Origin of the sequence: Loktanella sp. Alg231-35 (genome assembly GCF_900143545.1) — a bacterium.
Classification (GTDB): Bacteria; Pseudomonadota; Alphaproteobacteria; order Rhodobacterales; family Rhodobacteraceae; genus Yoonia.
In genome coordinates this window covers 405597-421771 of the sequence record NZ_FREV01000003.1, presented here as the reverse complement: position 1 = coordinate 421771, position 16175 = coordinate 405597, and the positions used below count along the sequence as shown (strand labels likewise).

General features: G+C 59.0%; 15 protein-coding genes. 10 read left to right on the top strand and 5 right to left on the bottom strand.

Going from position 1 to position 16175, the window contains the following annotated elements:
- Positions 1-73: 73 nt before the first annotated feature.
- The gene (locus DHN10_RS09025) at positions 74-1177 is read right to left on the bottom strand and encodes a divergent polysaccharide deacetylase family protein (protein ID WP_373456694.1); all 1104 of its coding nucleotides are present in this window, start codon (positions 1175-1177) and stop codon (positions 74-76) included.
- Positions 1178-1803: 626 nt separating this feature from the next.
- Here DHN10_RS09025 and DHN10_RS09020 point away from each other — a divergent pair.
- The 7 genes from DHN10_RS09020 (at position 1804) to lexA (ending at position 7314) form a co-directional block, all read left to right on the top strand.
- Positions 1804-2385 (top strand): anthranilate synthase component II, encoded by a 582-nt coding sequence (locus DHN10_RS09020; RefSeq protein WP_108815162.1) that lies wholly within the window; start codon positions 1804-1806, stop codon positions 2383-2385.
- Positions 2382-3398, top strand: coding sequence for an anthranilate phosphoribosyltransferase (gene trpD, locus DHN10_RS09015; RefSeq protein WP_108814973.1), 1017 nt, complete (start codon positions 2382-2384; stop codon positions 3396-3398). The genes DHN10_RS09020 and trpD overlap by 4 nt, the downstream gene beginning before the upstream one ends.
- The gene (locus DHN10_RS09010; protein ID WP_108814972.1) at positions 3398-4039 is read left to right on the top strand and encodes a uracil-DNA glycosylase; all 642 of its coding nucleotides are present in this window, start codon (positions 3398-3400) and stop codon (positions 4037-4039) included. The genes trpD and DHN10_RS09010 overlap by 1 nt, the downstream gene beginning before the upstream one ends.
- The gene (trpC, locus tag DHN10_RS09005) at positions 4036-4842 is read left to right on the top strand and encodes an indole-3-glycerol phosphate synthase TrpC (protein WP_108814971.1); all 807 of its coding nucleotides are present in this window, start codon (positions 4036-4038) and stop codon (positions 4840-4842) included. The genes DHN10_RS09010 and trpC overlap by 4 nt, the downstream gene beginning before the upstream one ends.
- Positions 4842-5318: a cyclic pyranopterin monophosphate synthase MoaC gene (gene moaC, locus DHN10_RS09000; RefSeq protein ID WP_108814970.1), complete on the top strand. Its 477-nt coding sequence runs from the start codon at positions 4842-4844 to the stop codon at positions 5316-5318. The genes trpC and moaC overlap by 1 nt, the downstream gene beginning before the upstream one ends.
- Positions 5315-6487 (top strand): molybdopterin molybdotransferase MoeA, encoded by a 1173-nt coding sequence (locus DHN10_RS08995; RefSeq protein WP_108814969.1) that lies wholly within the window; start codon positions 5315-5317, stop codon positions 6485-6487. Before moaC ends, DHN10_RS08995 begins: the two co-directional genes overlap by 4 nt.
- A 140-nt stretch (positions 6488-6627) precedes the next feature.
- Positions 6628-7314, top strand: coding sequence for a transcriptional repressor LexA (lexA, locus tag DHN10_RS08990; RefSeq protein ID WP_108815161.1), 687 nt, complete (start codon positions 6628-6630; stop codon positions 7312-7314).
- On the opposite strand, the gene DHN10_RS08985 is transcribed toward lexA, so the two are convergent.
- Positions 7308-9440, bottom strand: a complete 2133-nt coding sequence (locus DHN10_RS08985) for a ComEC/Rec2 family competence protein (RefSeq protein ID WP_108814968.1) — start codon at positions 9438-9440, stop codon at positions 7308-7310. The two genes, lexA and DHN10_RS08985, sit on opposite strands and share 7 nt — an antisense overlap.
- 80 nt (positions 9441-9520) lie before the next feature.
- Here DHN10_RS08985 and gltX point away from each other — a divergent pair, with 80 nt between their 5' ends.
- From gltX to DHN10_RS08970, 3 genes are all read left to right on the top strand, one after another.
- Complete coding sequence (gltX, locus tag DHN10_RS08980; RefSeq protein ID WP_199910656.1) at positions 9521-10915, top strand: glutamate--tRNA ligase; 1395 nt, start codon at positions 9521-9523, stop codon at positions 10913-10915.
- A 90-nt stretch (positions 10916-11005) separates the two neighbouring features.
- A complete protein-coding gene (locus DHN10_RS08975) occupies positions 11006-12301 on the top strand; it encodes a citrate synthase (protein WP_108815160.1) in 1296 nt (431 codons plus the stop codon).
- A gap of 21 nt (positions 12302-12322) precedes the next feature.
- The gene (locus DHN10_RS08970) at positions 12323-12832 is read left to right on the top strand and encodes a GNAT family N-acetyltransferase (RefSeq protein ID WP_234417085.1); all 510 of its coding nucleotides are present in this window, start codon (positions 12323-12325) and stop codon (positions 12830-12832) included.
- Here DHN10_RS08970 and DHN10_RS08965 read toward each other — a convergent pair whose 3' ends face one another.
- From DHN10_RS08965 to DHN10_RS08955, 3 genes are all read right to left on the bottom strand, one after another.
- Positions 12833-13609 carry an enoyl-CoA hydratase-related protein gene (locus DHN10_RS08965; RefSeq protein WP_108814966.1) on the bottom strand — a complete coding sequence of 259 codons (777 nt, stop codon included), beginning with the start codon at positions 13607-13609 and terminating at the stop codon, positions 12833-12835. It lies immediately after the preceding gene.
- Positions 13610-13688: 79 nt separating this feature from the next.
- Positions 13689-14129 (bottom strand): cytochrome c-type biogenesis protein, encoded by a 441-nt coding sequence (locus DHN10_RS08960; RefSeq protein WP_108814965.1) that lies wholly within the window; start codon positions 14127-14129, stop codon positions 13689-13691.
- Entirely contained in the window at positions 14126-16102 is a 1977-nt protein-coding gene (locus DHN10_RS08955; RefSeq protein ID WP_108814964.1) for a heme lyase CcmF/NrfE family subunit, read from the bottom strand. Before DHN10_RS08955 ends, DHN10_RS08960 begins: the two co-directional genes overlap by 4 nt.
- Positions 16103-16175: the final 73 nt, after the last annotated feature.

The following is a 16175-nucleotide window of genomic DNA, read 5'->3' as shown; positions in this document are numbered from 1 at the left end:
CAAGCAAAGATTTTTAGCTAAAAATCTTTTGGCGCGCAGTACAATTTTCTGCCGAAAATTGTACGCTCAGGGGTTACTCCGTCTGGCTGAGCAAGAGTGCTGACGCCGGTGCAATCAGCAGCTGATCACGGTCAACTGTCGCGGCCCATTCCTGCAAGGCGGCCAGCGTTTCCGGCGTCACACTGCCCGCTAGAACTGCACCGCCCGATTGCCGCGCCCGGAACGCCGCCTGATCCAGCGCACGGACAATGGCGTTCTGCTGCGCTCCATTGCCATCGATCTGACGCTCGACGGCCGCCGCTGGCACGCCTGCATCCGCAGCATCGCGCACCGCACTGCCAAGCCCACGTTGCACCGCAACAAAGCCCCGCCCTTCTGCGGCAAGCACCGCCATGGCCTGTGCCGTCAGATTGCGGTCGCTTTGCAAAAACCCGGTGCCATCTGAAAATACCAGCACCGTTTCAGGCAAAATATCAAAAGCAGCAGCAAAAGCGATTTCCACATCTGTTGGCTGCGCACCGTCGGGCAAGCTGATCTGCATCGCAACTTCGACCCCGGCGGCCCGATATTCCGCCATCTTGTCCGAGGCATCTGCGGCCAATGCATCAATGACAACGGTCGGAGCAAAGCCCAACGCCGCGAATTTATCGGCGGCGTCAGGCACCGCGCCATCATCGACAAGAACCAAGGACAGCAGGGGCAGGCCTTCGGGGTTTTCAAATTCAACTGCGAATTGGCGCAGCGCGGGGATATCTTCTGCCGGAGATTCTGTTGCGACAACCGCCGCTTCCTCGCCCGCAGGTGCGCTGGGGGCAACGCCGATGCGGTTCACGCGAACCGGGCCGCTGCGCGCAGGCGCTGCTGCGGCCTCAGCGGTTTCGACTTCATCTGCCGGGGCAGGTGTTTCTTCCAGATCAGTCGCCGCAGGGGCTTCTTCTTCGATCAAGGCAGGTTCATCTTCAACGGATGTTTCTTCTGCGGTCACAGTTTCTTGCGGGTCTTGGTCAGCAACGTCTTCTGACGCCACCGGGGCCTGCACGATCAAAGGAGCCGCCGTCGCCTCAGGCTCGGTCGTGGACACCAATGGCGGCTCACCCTCTTCAATCGTCTCTGTCGGCACCACAACAACCACATCAGTTTCGGGTTGTGCGGCGGTTTCTGCCCCATCCGCTGTCATCGTGTCGGCGTCAGACATAGTGTCTTCTGCCATCTGGGGCTCTGGTTCAGTGACCGCTGGCTCTGCGGTTACAATGGCGTCTGGTTCGTCCAGCACCTCTTGGGTCACGACGACTTCTTCTACCGGCGTTGGGTCTTCTTGCTGTTCTTCTACAACAGCTGTCTCAGCTTCCACTTCCGGCTCCGCAGCCGTTTCAACCTCTGCGACCACTTCGGGTTCTGCTGGGGCTATCGCGGGCGCCGTATCAAGCATAGGATCGGTGTCGTTGCGCACAGGCAATGCAACCTGCGGGCCGGTTTGCGCCACAGTGTTTTCGCTTTCAGATGTCAGCGCGGCCAATCCTGCGGGCGCAGGTGCGGCGACCATTGGCTGCGGGATCTGTAGTTGCGGGGTCACGGGTGCATCACCCTGCATAGGTGACGTTGTCACCAATGACGCCACGCTCAAGCTCACGCCGCCCAACGCCAGCGCCCAAAGACTGCCTTGTATGCTGCCTCGCATCTTGCCCACACCCCTGAGTTCGACCTTGACGCCACCACGCGACACGGCCCATGTATGGCAGGGCTTATACCGTCCAAATCACCTTGAACGGTAGCCCCTATTTTCTACCTGCGCGGGATTTTACCATGCTGCTTTTGATCGATAACTACGACAGCTTTACCTACAACCTTGTCCACTATCTGGGTGAACTGGGGGCCGACGTCGTGGTCAAGCGCAACGACGCCCTTGATGTGCAAGAGGCGATGGCGATGCGCCCCGAGGCGATTATGCTGTCGCCCGGCCCTTGTGACCCGTCACAAGCCGGGATTTGCCTGGCCCTTGTGCATGCCGCAGCTGAAACCAAGATGCCGTTGATGGGTGTGTGTTTGGGGCATCAGGCCATTGGAGAGGCTTTTGGCGGCAAAGTCGCGCGCTGTCACGAGATCGTGCATGGCAAGATGGGGGTGATGAAACACGCAGGCAAAGGTCTGTTTGAAGGGCTGCCCAGCCCCTTTGACGCAACCCGCTATCATTCACTGATTGTTGAGCGAGAGAGCCTGCCCGATAGCCTAGAGATCACGGCAGAACTGGATGACGGCACAATCATGGGCCTGCAACACCGCGAACTGCCCATCCACGGCGTGCAGTTTCACCCTGAAAGCATCCGGTCGGAACATGGCCATCAACTGCTACAAAACTTCCTCAAGATGACAAAGGTGCCCGCATGAGCGACGCAATGAAGCCCCTGATTTTCGCAGCCTCCGAGGGGCCATTGTCGCGCGCGCAGGCAGAAGAGGCCTTTGGTTATCTCTTCGAAGGCCTTGCCACCCCGGCCCAGATTGGTGGCTTGCTGATGGCGCTGCGCGCGCGCGGTGAATCAGTATCAGAATATGCCGCCGCCGCCGCAGTGATGCGCGCCCATTGCATTCCCGTCAAAGCGCCAGAGGGGGCGATGGACATCGTCGGCACTGGCGGTGACGGCATGCATACGTTGAATATCTCAACCGCCACGGCCTTTGTTGTGGCGGGTGCAGGCGTGCCGGTGGCCAAACACGGCAACCGCAACCTGTCATCCAAATCCGGCACCGCTGATGTGCAGGGTGCGCTAGGCATTAACGTAATGGTCGGGCCAGAGGTTGTGGAGCAAGCGATTGCAGAGGCCGGTATCGGTTTCATGATGGCCCCGATGCACCACCCCGCAATGAAACATGTGGGGCCTGTTCGGGTCGAACTTGGCACAAAAACGATCTTTAACATATTGGGGCCACTAACAAATCCAGCAAACGTCAAACGTCAGTTAACCGGTGCCTTCGCCCCGGATCTGATCTTTCCGATGGCAGAGACGCTTCAACAGCTTGGCACCGAAAAGGCATGGCTGGTTCATGGCAGCGATGGCACAGATGAAATCACGATCTGCGGCCCCACCGCCGTGGCCGCGCTGGAAAACGGCAAGATCACTTCGCGCGAAATCCACCCCGAAGACGCAGGCCTGCCTGTCCATAATTTCCGCGACATCCTTGGCGGCACGCCAGAGGAAAACGCAACCGCGCTGACCGCCCTTCTGGACGGCGAAAACGGGGCTTACCGTAATGCGGTCTTGCTGAACGCAGCAGCGGCGCTGGTGGTGGCTGACAAGGCCGACACGCTAAAGGACGGTGCCGCTTTGGCCGCAGAAAGCATCGACAGCGGCAAGGCCAAGGCGTCCTTGGCCGCACTGGCGCGCATCACCTCTGCGGCTTGATGTTTGATCTTAGCAAGTTGGGGGATTGGGCAGATCTGCCCTTTTTTGCTGATGAGTTGCCGCAGATCTCCGCAAAGATCACACCCGGTTTTCTGCCTCCGCCTGCGCTAACCTTTGCCGCACTTAATCGCTGCCAACCGGCAGATACGCGCGTCGTGATCCTTGGTCAGGACCCCTATCATACGCCGGGCAAGGCCGATGGATTGGCGTTTTCGATACCTGATGGGTTTGGCGGCAGGCTTGATAGTTTGGGGAATATCTTCAAGGAAATTCAAAGCGATACCGGGGAAGCCCGGACCAAGACATCGCTGGATGACTGGGCAGATCAAGGCGTGCTGCTGCTAAACACCGCGCTGACGGTGCCACCGGGCCAACCCAAAGCGCACGCGAAATTAGGGTGGGCAAAGCTGGTTCAACAGGTCATTGCGCGGCTTAACGACACTCCGCGTGCATTCATCCTTTGGGGCGGCCCTGCGCAAACCTATGGCAAATCCCTTGCACCCCATCACCTTACCCTAATGTCAGCGCATCCATCGCCCCTGTCCGTCTATCGCGGCTTTTTCGGCTCCCGCCCATTTTCAAAGGTGAACCAGTGGCTTATTGATCAAGGCCAACAGCCAATTAACTGGGCAGACCGATGAGCGATATCCTCGACAAGATCAAAACCTACAAGCTGGAAGAGGTTGCAAGCCGCAAGGCCGCCGTGCCCCTGTCAGACGTCGAAGATCGGGCGCGCAATGCCCCGCCAACGCGCGGGTTTGCCGCAGCATTGGGAAGTGCTGCGCGTTCCGGCTATGGGTTAATCGCGGAAATCAAGAAAGCCAGCCCATCCAAAGGGTTGATCCGTGCAGATTTCGACCCGCCTGCACTGGCAGAGGCTTATGCCGCTGGTGGGGCCACTTGCCTGTCGGTTCTGACCGATACGCCGTCCTTTCAAGGTGCCGACAGCTATCTGACGGCAGCGCGCGCGGCCGTTGATCTGCCTGCACTGCGCAAGGACTTCATGTATGACACTTATCAGGTGGCCGAAGCCCGCGCGCTACATGCCGATTGCATTCTCATCATCCTCGCCTCTGTCAGCGACGCGCAAGCACAGGAATTGGAAGAGGCGGCCTTTGAATGGGACATGGATGTATTGCTCGAAGTGCATGACGCGGCAGAGTTAGAGCGCGCCTCACAGCTCAAATCGCCGCTGATGGGCATCAATAACCGCAACCTCAAGACATTTGAGACAACATTGGGCACCACCCGCACCCTGTCCAAGATGGTGCCTGCCGACCGGATGATCGTCTGTGAAAGCGGGCTGAACACGCCCGAAGAACTGGCGGATATGGCTCGCTACGGCGCGCGCAGCTTCCTGATCGGTGAAAGCCTGATGCGGCAGGATGATGTCGCGGCGGCGACGCGCACCTTGCTCGCTAATCCTGCAATGGGTGCGATGTAATGGCCGACCTGACGCATTTTGATCAGGACGGTCAGGCGCATATGGTTGATGTTTCGGACAAACCCGTGACAGCACGCACGGCAATTGCCGAAGGCCATATCAAGATGACGGCTGAGACATTGGCCCTGATCACCCAAGGCCGCGCGCAAAAGGGTGACGTGCTTGGCATCGCCCGGATCGCGGGCATTCAAGGCGCCAAGAAAACCGCCGATCTGATCCCGCTTTGCCATCCGTTGCCCATCACCAAGGTCGCCCTTGATCTGGTGCCCGACGCCGCGCTGCCCGGCGTGCGCATCACGGCGACAGTGAAAACTGGCGGGCAAACCGGGGTCGAGATGGAGGCGCTGACAGCCGTCAGCACCGCCGCGCTGACCGTCTATGACATGGTGAAAGCCGTGCAAAAAAACATGGAAATCAGCGGCATCCGCCTGACCTTCAAGGATGGCGGCAAATCGGGACGGTTTGAAAACCCATGATCACGGTCGCTCAGGCGCTCGCCAATCTTTTTGCACTGGTTGATCCGGTCGCGGTCGAAACCGTTCCACTGGCCCACGCCAATGGTCGCGTTTTGGCCGAAGATCTGGCGGCGGCCCGCGACCAGCCCCCCTTTGCCGCTTCTGCGATGGACGGCTATGCTATCGCTGGCACTGCCATCGCCCCCGGAACACGCTTCAAGGTGGTGGGCGAGGCCGCTGCGGGCCACCGCTGGGGCGGCACGGTCGGCACCGGTGAGGCCCTGCGCATTTTCACTGGCGCACCGCTGCCCGCTGGTACGGATCATGTGGTCATTCAGGAAAATACCAGCCGCGACGGCGATATGATCACATTGGATGACAGCCCCAACGACAAATCCAATGTGCGCCCGGCGGGGGCTGATTTTCGCACCGGTGATCTGATCAAGGCGCCACGTCTGCTTTCACCATCGGACATCGCCCTGCTCGCCGCGATGAACATCGCCAGCGTCCCGGTGCGTTGCCGCCCCTCGGTCGCCATCATCGCCACCGGCGATGAGCTGGTGCAACCCGGCGAGACACCGGGCGACGATCAGATCATCGCTTCCAACAGCTATGGGCTTGCCGCATTGGTGGAAAACCTTGGCGCCCACCCGCGCCTGCTGCCGATTGCGCGCGACAATCAGGCCTCGCTGGCGCTGGCCTTTGATCTGGCGGCAGATGCCGATTTGATTGTCACCATCGGTGGAGCCTCGGTCGGTGATCATGATCTTGTCGGCGACGTGGCCCAATCCAAAGGGCTGGAACAGTCGTTCTACAAAGTGGCGATGCGTCCGGGCAAACCCTTGATGGCCGGGCGCATGGGACAGGCGGCCATGATCGGCCTGCCGGGCAATCCGGTCTCGGCCATGGTTTGCGGACATGTGTTTCTAGCCCCCGTGATCCGCAAGATGCGCAACTTGGGCGAAGCGCCTGCCCCTCGCGAAACCGCGCCCCTTGCGGCAGACATCGGTGCAAACGGCCCCCGCGAACATTACATGCGTGCGCAGGTCAGCGCCGACGGCGTGACCGTCTTCACACGCCAAGACAGCGCCCTGCTTACCGTTCTGGCCGATGCCAACTGCCTTGCCGTGCGCGCGCCCAACGACGCGGCCCGCAAAGCCGGTGAGATGATCGAGATCATCCGCCTCTAGCGCCACCTTCCGGGTGTCTTTCTTCGTCCCATCAAACTTCCGCCGGAGCAAACCGCCATCTCAGGTCGAGCGAAGCCCAGAGTTGACACAAAACAAGAACATGAATAGAACATAAGCAAAACTCGGCTATGGAGCAGACAATGCTGACCAAAAAACAGCTCGACCTTCTGGAGTTCATCCATAAGCGCGTGCAGCGCGATGGTGTGCCCCCCAGCTTTGATGAGATGAAAGAGGCGCTTGATCTGCGCTCGAAATCCGGGATTCACCGCCTGATCACGGCGCTGGAAGAACGCGGTTTCATCCGCCGCCTTGCCCATCGCGCCCGCGCGCTGGAGATTGTGAAACTGCCCGATGCGATGCAGACCAAAACCGGGTTCACACCGCGTGTGATTGACGGTGACAAACCCGACAGCACCCCTGAGAATGCAATCCCGGTCGACAGCGGCGCAGTTAATCTGCCGATGATGGGCCGTATCGCTGCTGGTGTCCCGATTGAAGCAATCAGCGAAGCCTCTCGCAACGTTTCTGTCCCACAATCCATGGTGGGGGCCGGTGATCACTATGCCCTTGAAGTCAAAGGTGATTCCATGATCGAGGCGGGCATCAATGACGGTGATGTCGTCGTGATCCGCGAAACCGCCATTGCTGATAATGGTGATATCGTTGTGGCCCTTGTGGAAGGGCACGAAGCGACGCTCAAGCGGTTCCGCCGCAATGGGGCCGCCATCGCGTTGGAAGCGGCCAACCCCGCCTATGAAACGCGGGTGTTCCGTGATGATCAGGTTAAGGTGCAGGGCCGCTTGGTGGGATTGATCCGCACCTATTGATCTATCGCATAATTTTCGGACAGAAGGGCCGCTGCTGTGGCCCTTTTGCTGTTTGGGGCCAACAACACAATGGGCGCTATGGCCGGGCCTTGCCCCGCATTCCAAGGGCGTTCTCCCGCCAGCCCATGCGCCGTTGTCACCACAAGATCACCGGTCTTTGAGACATCAAACGCCAAAGACCCGGTGCGGCGCAGCCTCCCCGTATCGAAGACCGCACAAGGGCGCCGTTCGGTCACATCCTGATTGCTGATCAACACATCGGCCCCGCCACAGCCAACCAGCGCCGCGAGGGCCGTCTTGCCCGAGACTTGCAGGACGCGCCAATCACCAACCTGCGCCTCTGTCGTGCGGCCCTGCTGCAACAGGCCGTCACGCGCCGCAGCCTCGGCCTGCGCCACAGGCGCGCCGTCGTTTTCCATCCAGATGCCTGCCACAAAACTACTGCCCGTGGGTTTAGAAAGCGCCCTGCCCTGCGGCCCCAGCAGCCCGATCAGTGACCCATTATCAGCGATCAAAAGCGCCGGCCGCTCTGATTGCTGCCAAAGCACCCCGGCAAGGAACACGACCGCCAGTCCGGCATGGCGCAATCGCCCTTGGATGAGGATCAGCCAAAGCAGGCCCAACGCCAGCACTGGCAACACCATCCAATCGGGTGCGTGGACATGGCTAAGCGCGCCCGGCTGGGCCGACACCGTATGGGCCACAAACAAAATCCACCGCAGGCCCAGTTCCATAAACCACAGGCCCACAGCCCACATGCCAAGTGGCGCCAGACAGACCGCAAGCACAGCCGCAGGCATGACCAACACCCCCATCAACGGCACGCAGAGCAGGTTCGCGATCAACCCGTAATGCGCGATCTGATTGAAATGCGCCGCCGCAAAAGGTGCCGTGGCAAGCCCCGCCACGAAGGACGACAGCACAACCGACAAGATCGGGCGCGACCACGCGGGCAGTCTGGAATAGTCAAACCGACGCAAGGCCCCAAACACCGCCACTAGGGCGGTTGTGGCAGCAAAGGACATCTGAAACCCCGGCCCGATCAGGGCCTCCGGTTGCCACACCAGCACGATGATGGCGGCAATGGCGACCGCGCGCAGGGTCAGCGCGCGCCGGTCCAAAAGGACCGCCACAAACATGACTGCAACCATGATATAGGCCCTCTCAGTTGCGACATTGCCGCCTGACAACGCCAGATAGAAAGCGCCGACCAGCATTGCGCAAGCGGCGGCGATTTTCTTGACCGGCCAGCGCAGGCCAACGCCGGGCAGCAGGACCAAACCGTAACGCAACGTCGCAAAGATAAACCCGGTCAACAGCCCCATATGCAGCCCCGAGATTGCCAACAAATGCGCAAGGTTTGCCCCACGCAGATCAGCCAGCGTGCCCTGCCCCATGCCAGACCGATCCCCAGTCATAATGGCGGCGGCAAAGGCGCCAGTTTCGCCCGGCATCGCAGCCTGCACCGCCGCAGAAATCGCCATCCGCATCGTGAAAATCCGCATCGCGATGTTGGGCTTTTCGGGCATGGCCAAACGCAGGACGGGCGTGCGGGTGTACCCAACGCCACCCAGTTCCAAAAACCAAGCATGACGCTGGAAATCAAAACCACCGGGCTCTGCCGGCCCGGCTGGTGATGACAGGTGCCCAGTCAGGATAATCACCACACCCGGCGCAAAGGGTGCTGCCGGCTGATCGCCATGCAACGAAACTCGGACCCGCTCTGGTGTGCGATGGGGCGCCATTCGGGCCAGCACGACCTGATCAAGGGTCAACCGCACAGCGTCGCTGGCCGAGCGATCAATATTCACGATACGGCCTTGGATCGGGCCATAGTAGCGAAAGCCAAGCACTGGGGCAGACATCGCTTCGGTCCGGGTTTTGGCAAGGCCAAGCCCCACGATGATCAGAACCAATGCCATCACCAACGGCGCATATGCCACGCGCACAAGTCGTGCCATCACGACCAGCCCCACCACCACAAGCGCAAGCGTTCCCAAGCCAATCAGCCCCGGCTCTTGCGCACAGGCGAAATACGTCCCGATCCCGATGCCCAGACAGACGGGCACCCAGCCGATCAACGCCCCGCGCTGCGCCAATGCTGCGTCCTCTATGAGCGCACGCACTTGTCCTTCACCCCGCAGTTTCGTATCCCACCTGCAAGCCGGAACTTACCGGAATCCTGGTTAGCGAAAGGTTAATTTCCATGTCCGTTGTCACACGTTTTGCCCCGTCCCCCACTGGCGCCCTGCATATCGGCGGTGCGCGCACGGCACTGTTCAATTGGCTCTATGCGCGTGGCAAAGGCGGCAAGTTTCTGTTGCGGATTGAGGATACCGACAAGGCGCGGTCCACGGATGAAAACCGTCAGGCGATCCTTGATGGGCTGACATGGCTGGGGCTTGATTGGGATGGAGAACCATCAAGCCAAGCCTCGAATGCTGACCGGCACGCTGCTGTAGCCCATGAGATGCTGGACGCAGGCAAAGCCTACAAGTGCTTTAGCACGCCCGAAGAAATCGAGGCGTTCCGTGAAAAGGCACGGGCCGAGAAGACCTCGACTTTGTTCCGCTCGCCCTGGCGCGATGTGGCCGCAGCCGACCACCCTGATGCGCCCCATGTGGTGCGGGTGAAAGCGCCGCGCGAAGGGCAAACAACGCTGCACGATGAGGTGCAGGGCGACGTAACGTGGTCCAACGATCAGTTGGACGACATGATCCTGCTGCGCTCTGATGGTTCGCCGGTTTATATGCTGGCGGTGGTGGTGGATGATCACGACATGGGCGTGACCCATGTGATCCGGGGCGATGACCATCTGGCCAATGCATTCCGGCAAAACCTGATTTACGAGGCCATGGGCTGGGACAAACCCACGCTCGCGCATATCCCGCTGATCTACGGGCCCGATGGCAAAAAACTTTCGAAACGGCACGGGGCCACGGGTGCGGCAGAATATCAGGCTTTGGGTTATCCGGCGGCAGGGATGCGCAACTATCTGGCACGACTGGGGTGGAGTCATGGCGACGATGAGTTCTTCTCTGACGCGCAAGCCAAAGAGTGGTTCGATCTGGGCGGGATTGGCAAATCACCGGCCCGATTTGACTTTAAGAAACTGGAAAACATCTGCGGGCAGCATATTGCGGTCGCAGATGATGCTGCACTGCTGCAAGAACTACAGGAATTCCTTGCGGCCACAGATCAACCTGCCCTGACTGAAACACAGGCTGACGGCATGGTGAAGGCGTTTTACTGCCTCAAAGAGCGCGCAAAGACATTCCCGGAACTCATTGATAAGGCATATTTTGTTTTGGCTGAACGGCCTTTGCAGCCAGATGAAAAAGCAACCAATCAGCTGACTGATGTATCCCGTGGTATACTGTCGGAATTGACGCCGCAGTTGCAAAATGCTAGCTGGTCCCGAGACGCCCTTGAAGGGATCGTTGCATCCACTGCCGAAGCTCACGACATGAAACTTGGCAAGCTGGCAGGTCCGCTACGGGCGGCACTGGCAGGGCGCGCGGTTTCACCAAGTGTGTTCGATATGATGCTGGTGCTTGGGCGTGATGAAACCATCGCCCGCCTGAAAGATACCAGCGCCTGAAACCGGATCGTTACCTTTGATCCGTAAAGGCAAGACAATAGCAAGATGCCTGCCAAACACCCGTTTGCGCAGGCCCGAGAGGGGAAAGATATGGCAGAAAATTCTGATACAGCGACACTGACAATCAAAGGCAAGACATATGAATTGCCGATGCATTCCCCCAATGGTGGCCCTGACGTGATCGATATTCGCAAGCTCTATGGGCAGGCGGATGTGTTCACCTATGATCCCGGCTTTACGTCGACTGCGGCCTGTGACAGCACAATTACCTTTATCGATGGCGATAAGGGTGAACTGCTGCACCGCGGCTACCCGATCGATCAACTGGCCAGCAAATCGCACTATCTCGAAGTGTGCTACCTGCTGCTTTATGGTGAGCTGCCCTCGGCTGAGCAGTTGGAAAAATTCGAATCCCTCGTGACAAATCACACGATGATTCACGAGCAGATGCATAACTTCTTCCGTGGTTTCCGCCGCGATGCACACCCGATGGCCACGATGGTTGGCGTTGTGGGCGCAATGTCCGCGTTTTATCACGACAGCACCGACATCACGGACGAGCACCAGCGCGAAGTTGCGACCATTCGCCTGATCGCCAAGATGCCGACTGTGGCCGCGATGGCCTATAAATACTCTATCGGGCAACCATTTGTGTATCCGCGCAATGATCTCGATTATGCGGCGAACTTCTTGCATATGTGCTTCTCTGTGCCTGCACAGGAATACAACGTGAACCCGATCCTGAGCCGTGCAATGGACCGCATTTTCACACTGCATGCCGATCACGAACAGAACGCGTCAACCTCGACCGTGCGTTTGGCGTCTTCTTCCGGTGCCAACCCGTTTGCCTGTATCGCCGCTGGCATCGCCTGCCTATGGGGCCCGGCGCATGGTGGTGCGAACCAAGCCTGCCTTGAGATGCTCAAGGAAATTGGCACGCCGGATCGCATTCCAGAGTTCATCGCCCGTGCCAAAGACAAGAACGACAACTATCGTTTGATGGGCTTTGGCCACCGCGTTTACAAAAACTTTGACCCGCGTGCGACTGTGATGAAAGAAAGCGCCGACGAGGTGCTTGATCTGCTAGGCGTTGAAAACAACCCGATCCTGCAGGTGGCAAAAGAACTTGAAAAACAAGCGCTTGCCGATCCGTATTTTGCAGACAAAAAACTGTTCCCGAATGTCGATTTCTACTCCGGCATTATCCTAGAGGCGATGGGCTTTCCCACATCAATGTTCACGCCAATCTTTGCGCTGGCGCGCACCGTGGGCTGGATTTCGCAGTGGAAAGAACAACTCGCCGATCCACAGTTGAAAATCGGCCGCCCGCGCCAGCTTTATCTGGGCGAGATGCAGCGCGATTATGTCGACATCGAAAAACGCTAAGGATGAAGGGCTGCCAGTTTGGTGGCCCTTTTCTTTGCTATGCTGAAAACTGGACGCTTGATCCTCCGAGCTGCGGTTCAAACCGATCTGATGGACCTCTACGCCATCTTCAGCGACCCGCGCGCGATGCGGTATTGGTCAACTCCGCCGCACCCCAATCCCGAACGCACCCAACAGAATCTGGATCGGTTGATCGCCTCGGCCAAGGACCGGCTGACCTATTTTGTGATCGAAATGGACGGGCGCGCGATCGGCACGGCGGGCATGCATAAGGACGATGAAATCGGCTTTCTTCTGCATCCTGACTATTGGCGGCAAGGCATCGTGACAGAGGCCATGAATGCGATCATTCCCCATCTCTTTGAAACGACAGATGTCGCGAGACTGACCGCTGATGCCGACCCACACAATGCAGCGTCGGTCGGCATTCTCAAGTCGCTGGGGTTTACGGAAACAGGGCGCGCCGAAAAAACCTTCTGCATTGATGGCGAATGGTCAGACAGCGTGTATTTCGCAAAGTCGCGGCCTTAGTTAGCGCCCTTCAAACACCGCCTTGCGCTTTTCCAGAAACGCTACAACGCCCTCTTGAAAATCGCGGGTTGTGCCGCAGCGCCCTTGCAGTTTCGCTTCCAACGCAAGTTGATCATCCAGCGAGTTTTCAAACGAACCCCGGATCGCGGTTTTAAGCTGACGATAAGCGACCGTCGGCCCTTGTGCCAATTGCGCGGCCCGGTTTTGCACGTGGTCGCGGAATGTGTCGGCAGGGGCGCTTTCATAGATCATGCCCCACTCATCCGCCTGCTTTGCGCTGATTTTATCAGCAAAAAGCGCGGCGCCCATCGCCTTGGCCGCCCCCATCTGGCGCGGCAGCCAATAGGTGCCGCCAGCATCCGGGATCAGGCCAATGCGGGTAAAGGCCTGCATGAAATAGGCGTCTTCTGATGCGATCACCACATCGGCAGCCAAAGCCAGATTTGCCCCTGCCCCAACGGCTGCGCCATTGACGGCGGAAATCGTCGGAACACGGCAATCAAAAATCGCCTTGAGCATCGGTACATATTCGTCGCGCAGCGTGCGCTCCAGGTCCATGCTGGCGGCGTTACCGCCTGCACCCAAATCCTGACCTGAACAAAACGCTGGACCTGCCCCCGTCAGCACCAGAACGCGGGCATCCTTTTCAACGGCTTTGACGGCATGAGTGATCTCGGCGCGCATTTGCGTATTCAGCGCGTTCATCATGTCGGGTCGGTTCAGCGTGATAACCCCGACCGAGTTACGGACAGTAAGTTTGATTGCCTGATAGTCCATGCGATATCCTTTGCGCAAATTGCGGGCGTTTGCGGGTTAACTTAGTGAACTGTTCGGTTCAGGAAACCCCGCCGCAGCGTCACGGGCGCAATATTTTCTCTAATTCTGCTTTTTCTGCGTCGCTGAGCCCTTCGTCAGCCGCAGGTCTGCGCCGGATGGCCGTCCAACCGATGCCCAAGGCCACCAGCAACAGCGCTGGCGCTGCAAACCACAAGATCAGATTTGCGCCGCGTGTATCGGGCCGCAAAAGCACAAACTCGCCATAGCGTGACACAATGAAATCAACCGCTTGGGCGTCTGTGTCACCCGCGACGATCCGTTCGCGCAGGACAATCCGCAGTTCTTTGGCCAGCGTGGCATTGCTTTCGTCGATGCTTTCGTTCTGGCAGACCGGGCAGCGCAGGCCTTGTGATATTGTCCGCGCGCGGTCTTCCAATACCGGATCATCCAGCATTTCGCCCGGCTCAACCGCCCAAAGCGGTGCCGCCAACAGGCACAGGATCAGGACCAGCCGCTTCATTCCGCAGGCGCGCCCTTGGGCATAGTTTGTTTGGCAGCCGCCGCCCCAACCCGCAAACGCCGGTCAGAAAGCGAGAACACACCGCCCAACGCCATCAGAATCGCCCCGCCCCAGATCCAATTGGCAAAGGGTTTGACATAGACGCGCACGGCCCAGCCGCCGCCCTCTTGCGGGTCACCGATCACGACATAAAGATCGCGCAGGATGCCGTTGGCAATCGCGGCCTCTGTCGTGGGCATATTCGCCACGGGGTAGAACCGTTTTTCAGGCTCAAGCATTGTTACTTCGCGGGTGCCCCGCCAAACCGAAATTTCCGCCAGCGTGGTCTGGTAGTTTGGACCCTGTTCTTGCCCGACATCGTCCAGTTGGAAACTGAACTGCGCCACATCCCAGCGGTCGCCCACATTGGCCACGCGGATATCTTCCTTTTGCCAGGCAAGCATGGCCGCGATGCCAAAGATCGTCACCCCTATGCCGATATGGGCCGTGGCCTTGCCCCAATCGGCACGCGGCAGACGGCTCATGCGGCGGACACGGTCCGCGAATCCTTCGCGTCCGCTGCGTACCCATAGATCGGCAATCGCACCACCAACCACCCAGACGCCAAGCGCCACCCCGATAGGACCAAGCGCCGAATTCCCACTTTGCACCGCATAGGCCAATCCGGCCAACGCAACTGCAAGCATCAACCACCCCAGCAAGGGTTTTGCCGCGCGGCCAAACGTCCCGCGTTTCCAAGCCAGGATTGATCCCAGCGGCAGCACAATCGCCAGCGCTACCATGAAGGGTGTAAAGGCCGCGTCAAAAAACGGTGGCCCAACCGAAAGCGTGCGGTCGAACAAAAGCTCTGCCACTAAGGGCCAGATTGTACCGATGAAGACAACAAAGCTGCTGACGGCAAGCAGGATATTGTTGAGGATCAGCGCGCTTTCGCGGCTGACGGTTGAAAATACACCTTTCGATTCCATCGCATGGGCCCGGAATGCAAACAGTGTCAGCGCCCCTCCAAGGAACACCGCAAGGATGATCAGGATCAGCATCCCCCGCTCTGGATCATTGGCGAAAGCGTGAACCGAGGTCAGCACACCCGACCGCACAATGAATGCCCCGAGCAGTGAGAACCCAAAGGCAAGGATCGCCAGCAGGATCGTCCAGCTTTTCAGCGCCTCGCGTTTTTCCACGACAATGGCCGAGTGCAGCAAAGCGGTGGCGATTAGCCATGGCATGAAAGAGGCGTTTTCAACCGGATCCCAGAACCAGAAACCACCCCAGCCCAGCTCGTAATAGGCCCACCACGACCCCAGCGCGATGCCCACAGTCAGGAACATCCACGCCGCCAACGTCCATGGACGCACCCAACGGCCCCAAGCGGCGTCCACGCGGCCTTCGATCAGGGCCGCGACCGCAAAGGAAAACGCCATGCTCAGGCCAACATAACCGAGGTAGAGGAATGGGGGGTGAAACGCCAAACCGGGGTCTTGCAGCAAGGGGTTCAGGTCGCGCCCGTTCAAAGGGGGCACTTCGAGGCGCAGGAATGGGTTGGAGGTGAAAATTACAAAGGCAAAGAAAGCCACCGCAATAGAGGCCTGCACCGCCAGCACCCGCGCCCGAAGGCGCGTAGGCAAACCATCACCAAACCATGCGGCAAAAGCCCCAAACAAGGTGAGGATCACCATCCAAAGCAGCATCGACCCCTCATGGTTTCCCCAGACGCCAGTGATCTTGTAAATCATCGGCTTGTCAGTGTGGGAATTAAGGAAGACCAGTTGCAGCGAGAAATCAGAGGTCACAAAGGCCCATGTCAGCACGGCAAAGGCAAATCCCGTCAGTAGGAACTGAACGGTGGCCGCAGGTTCCGCCACCGCCATCCAGCCGGCGTTGCCCCGATGCGCACCCACTAAGGGCACGATCATCTGCACACTCGCAACGCCAAATGCGAGAATCAGCGCGAAATGTCCAAGTTCGATCAACATGAGGCGAGTAGTACCCCAAACCCTGACCGGACAACAGAGAGGTCAGGTCACTTTTGACGGCGTTATTGCCGCA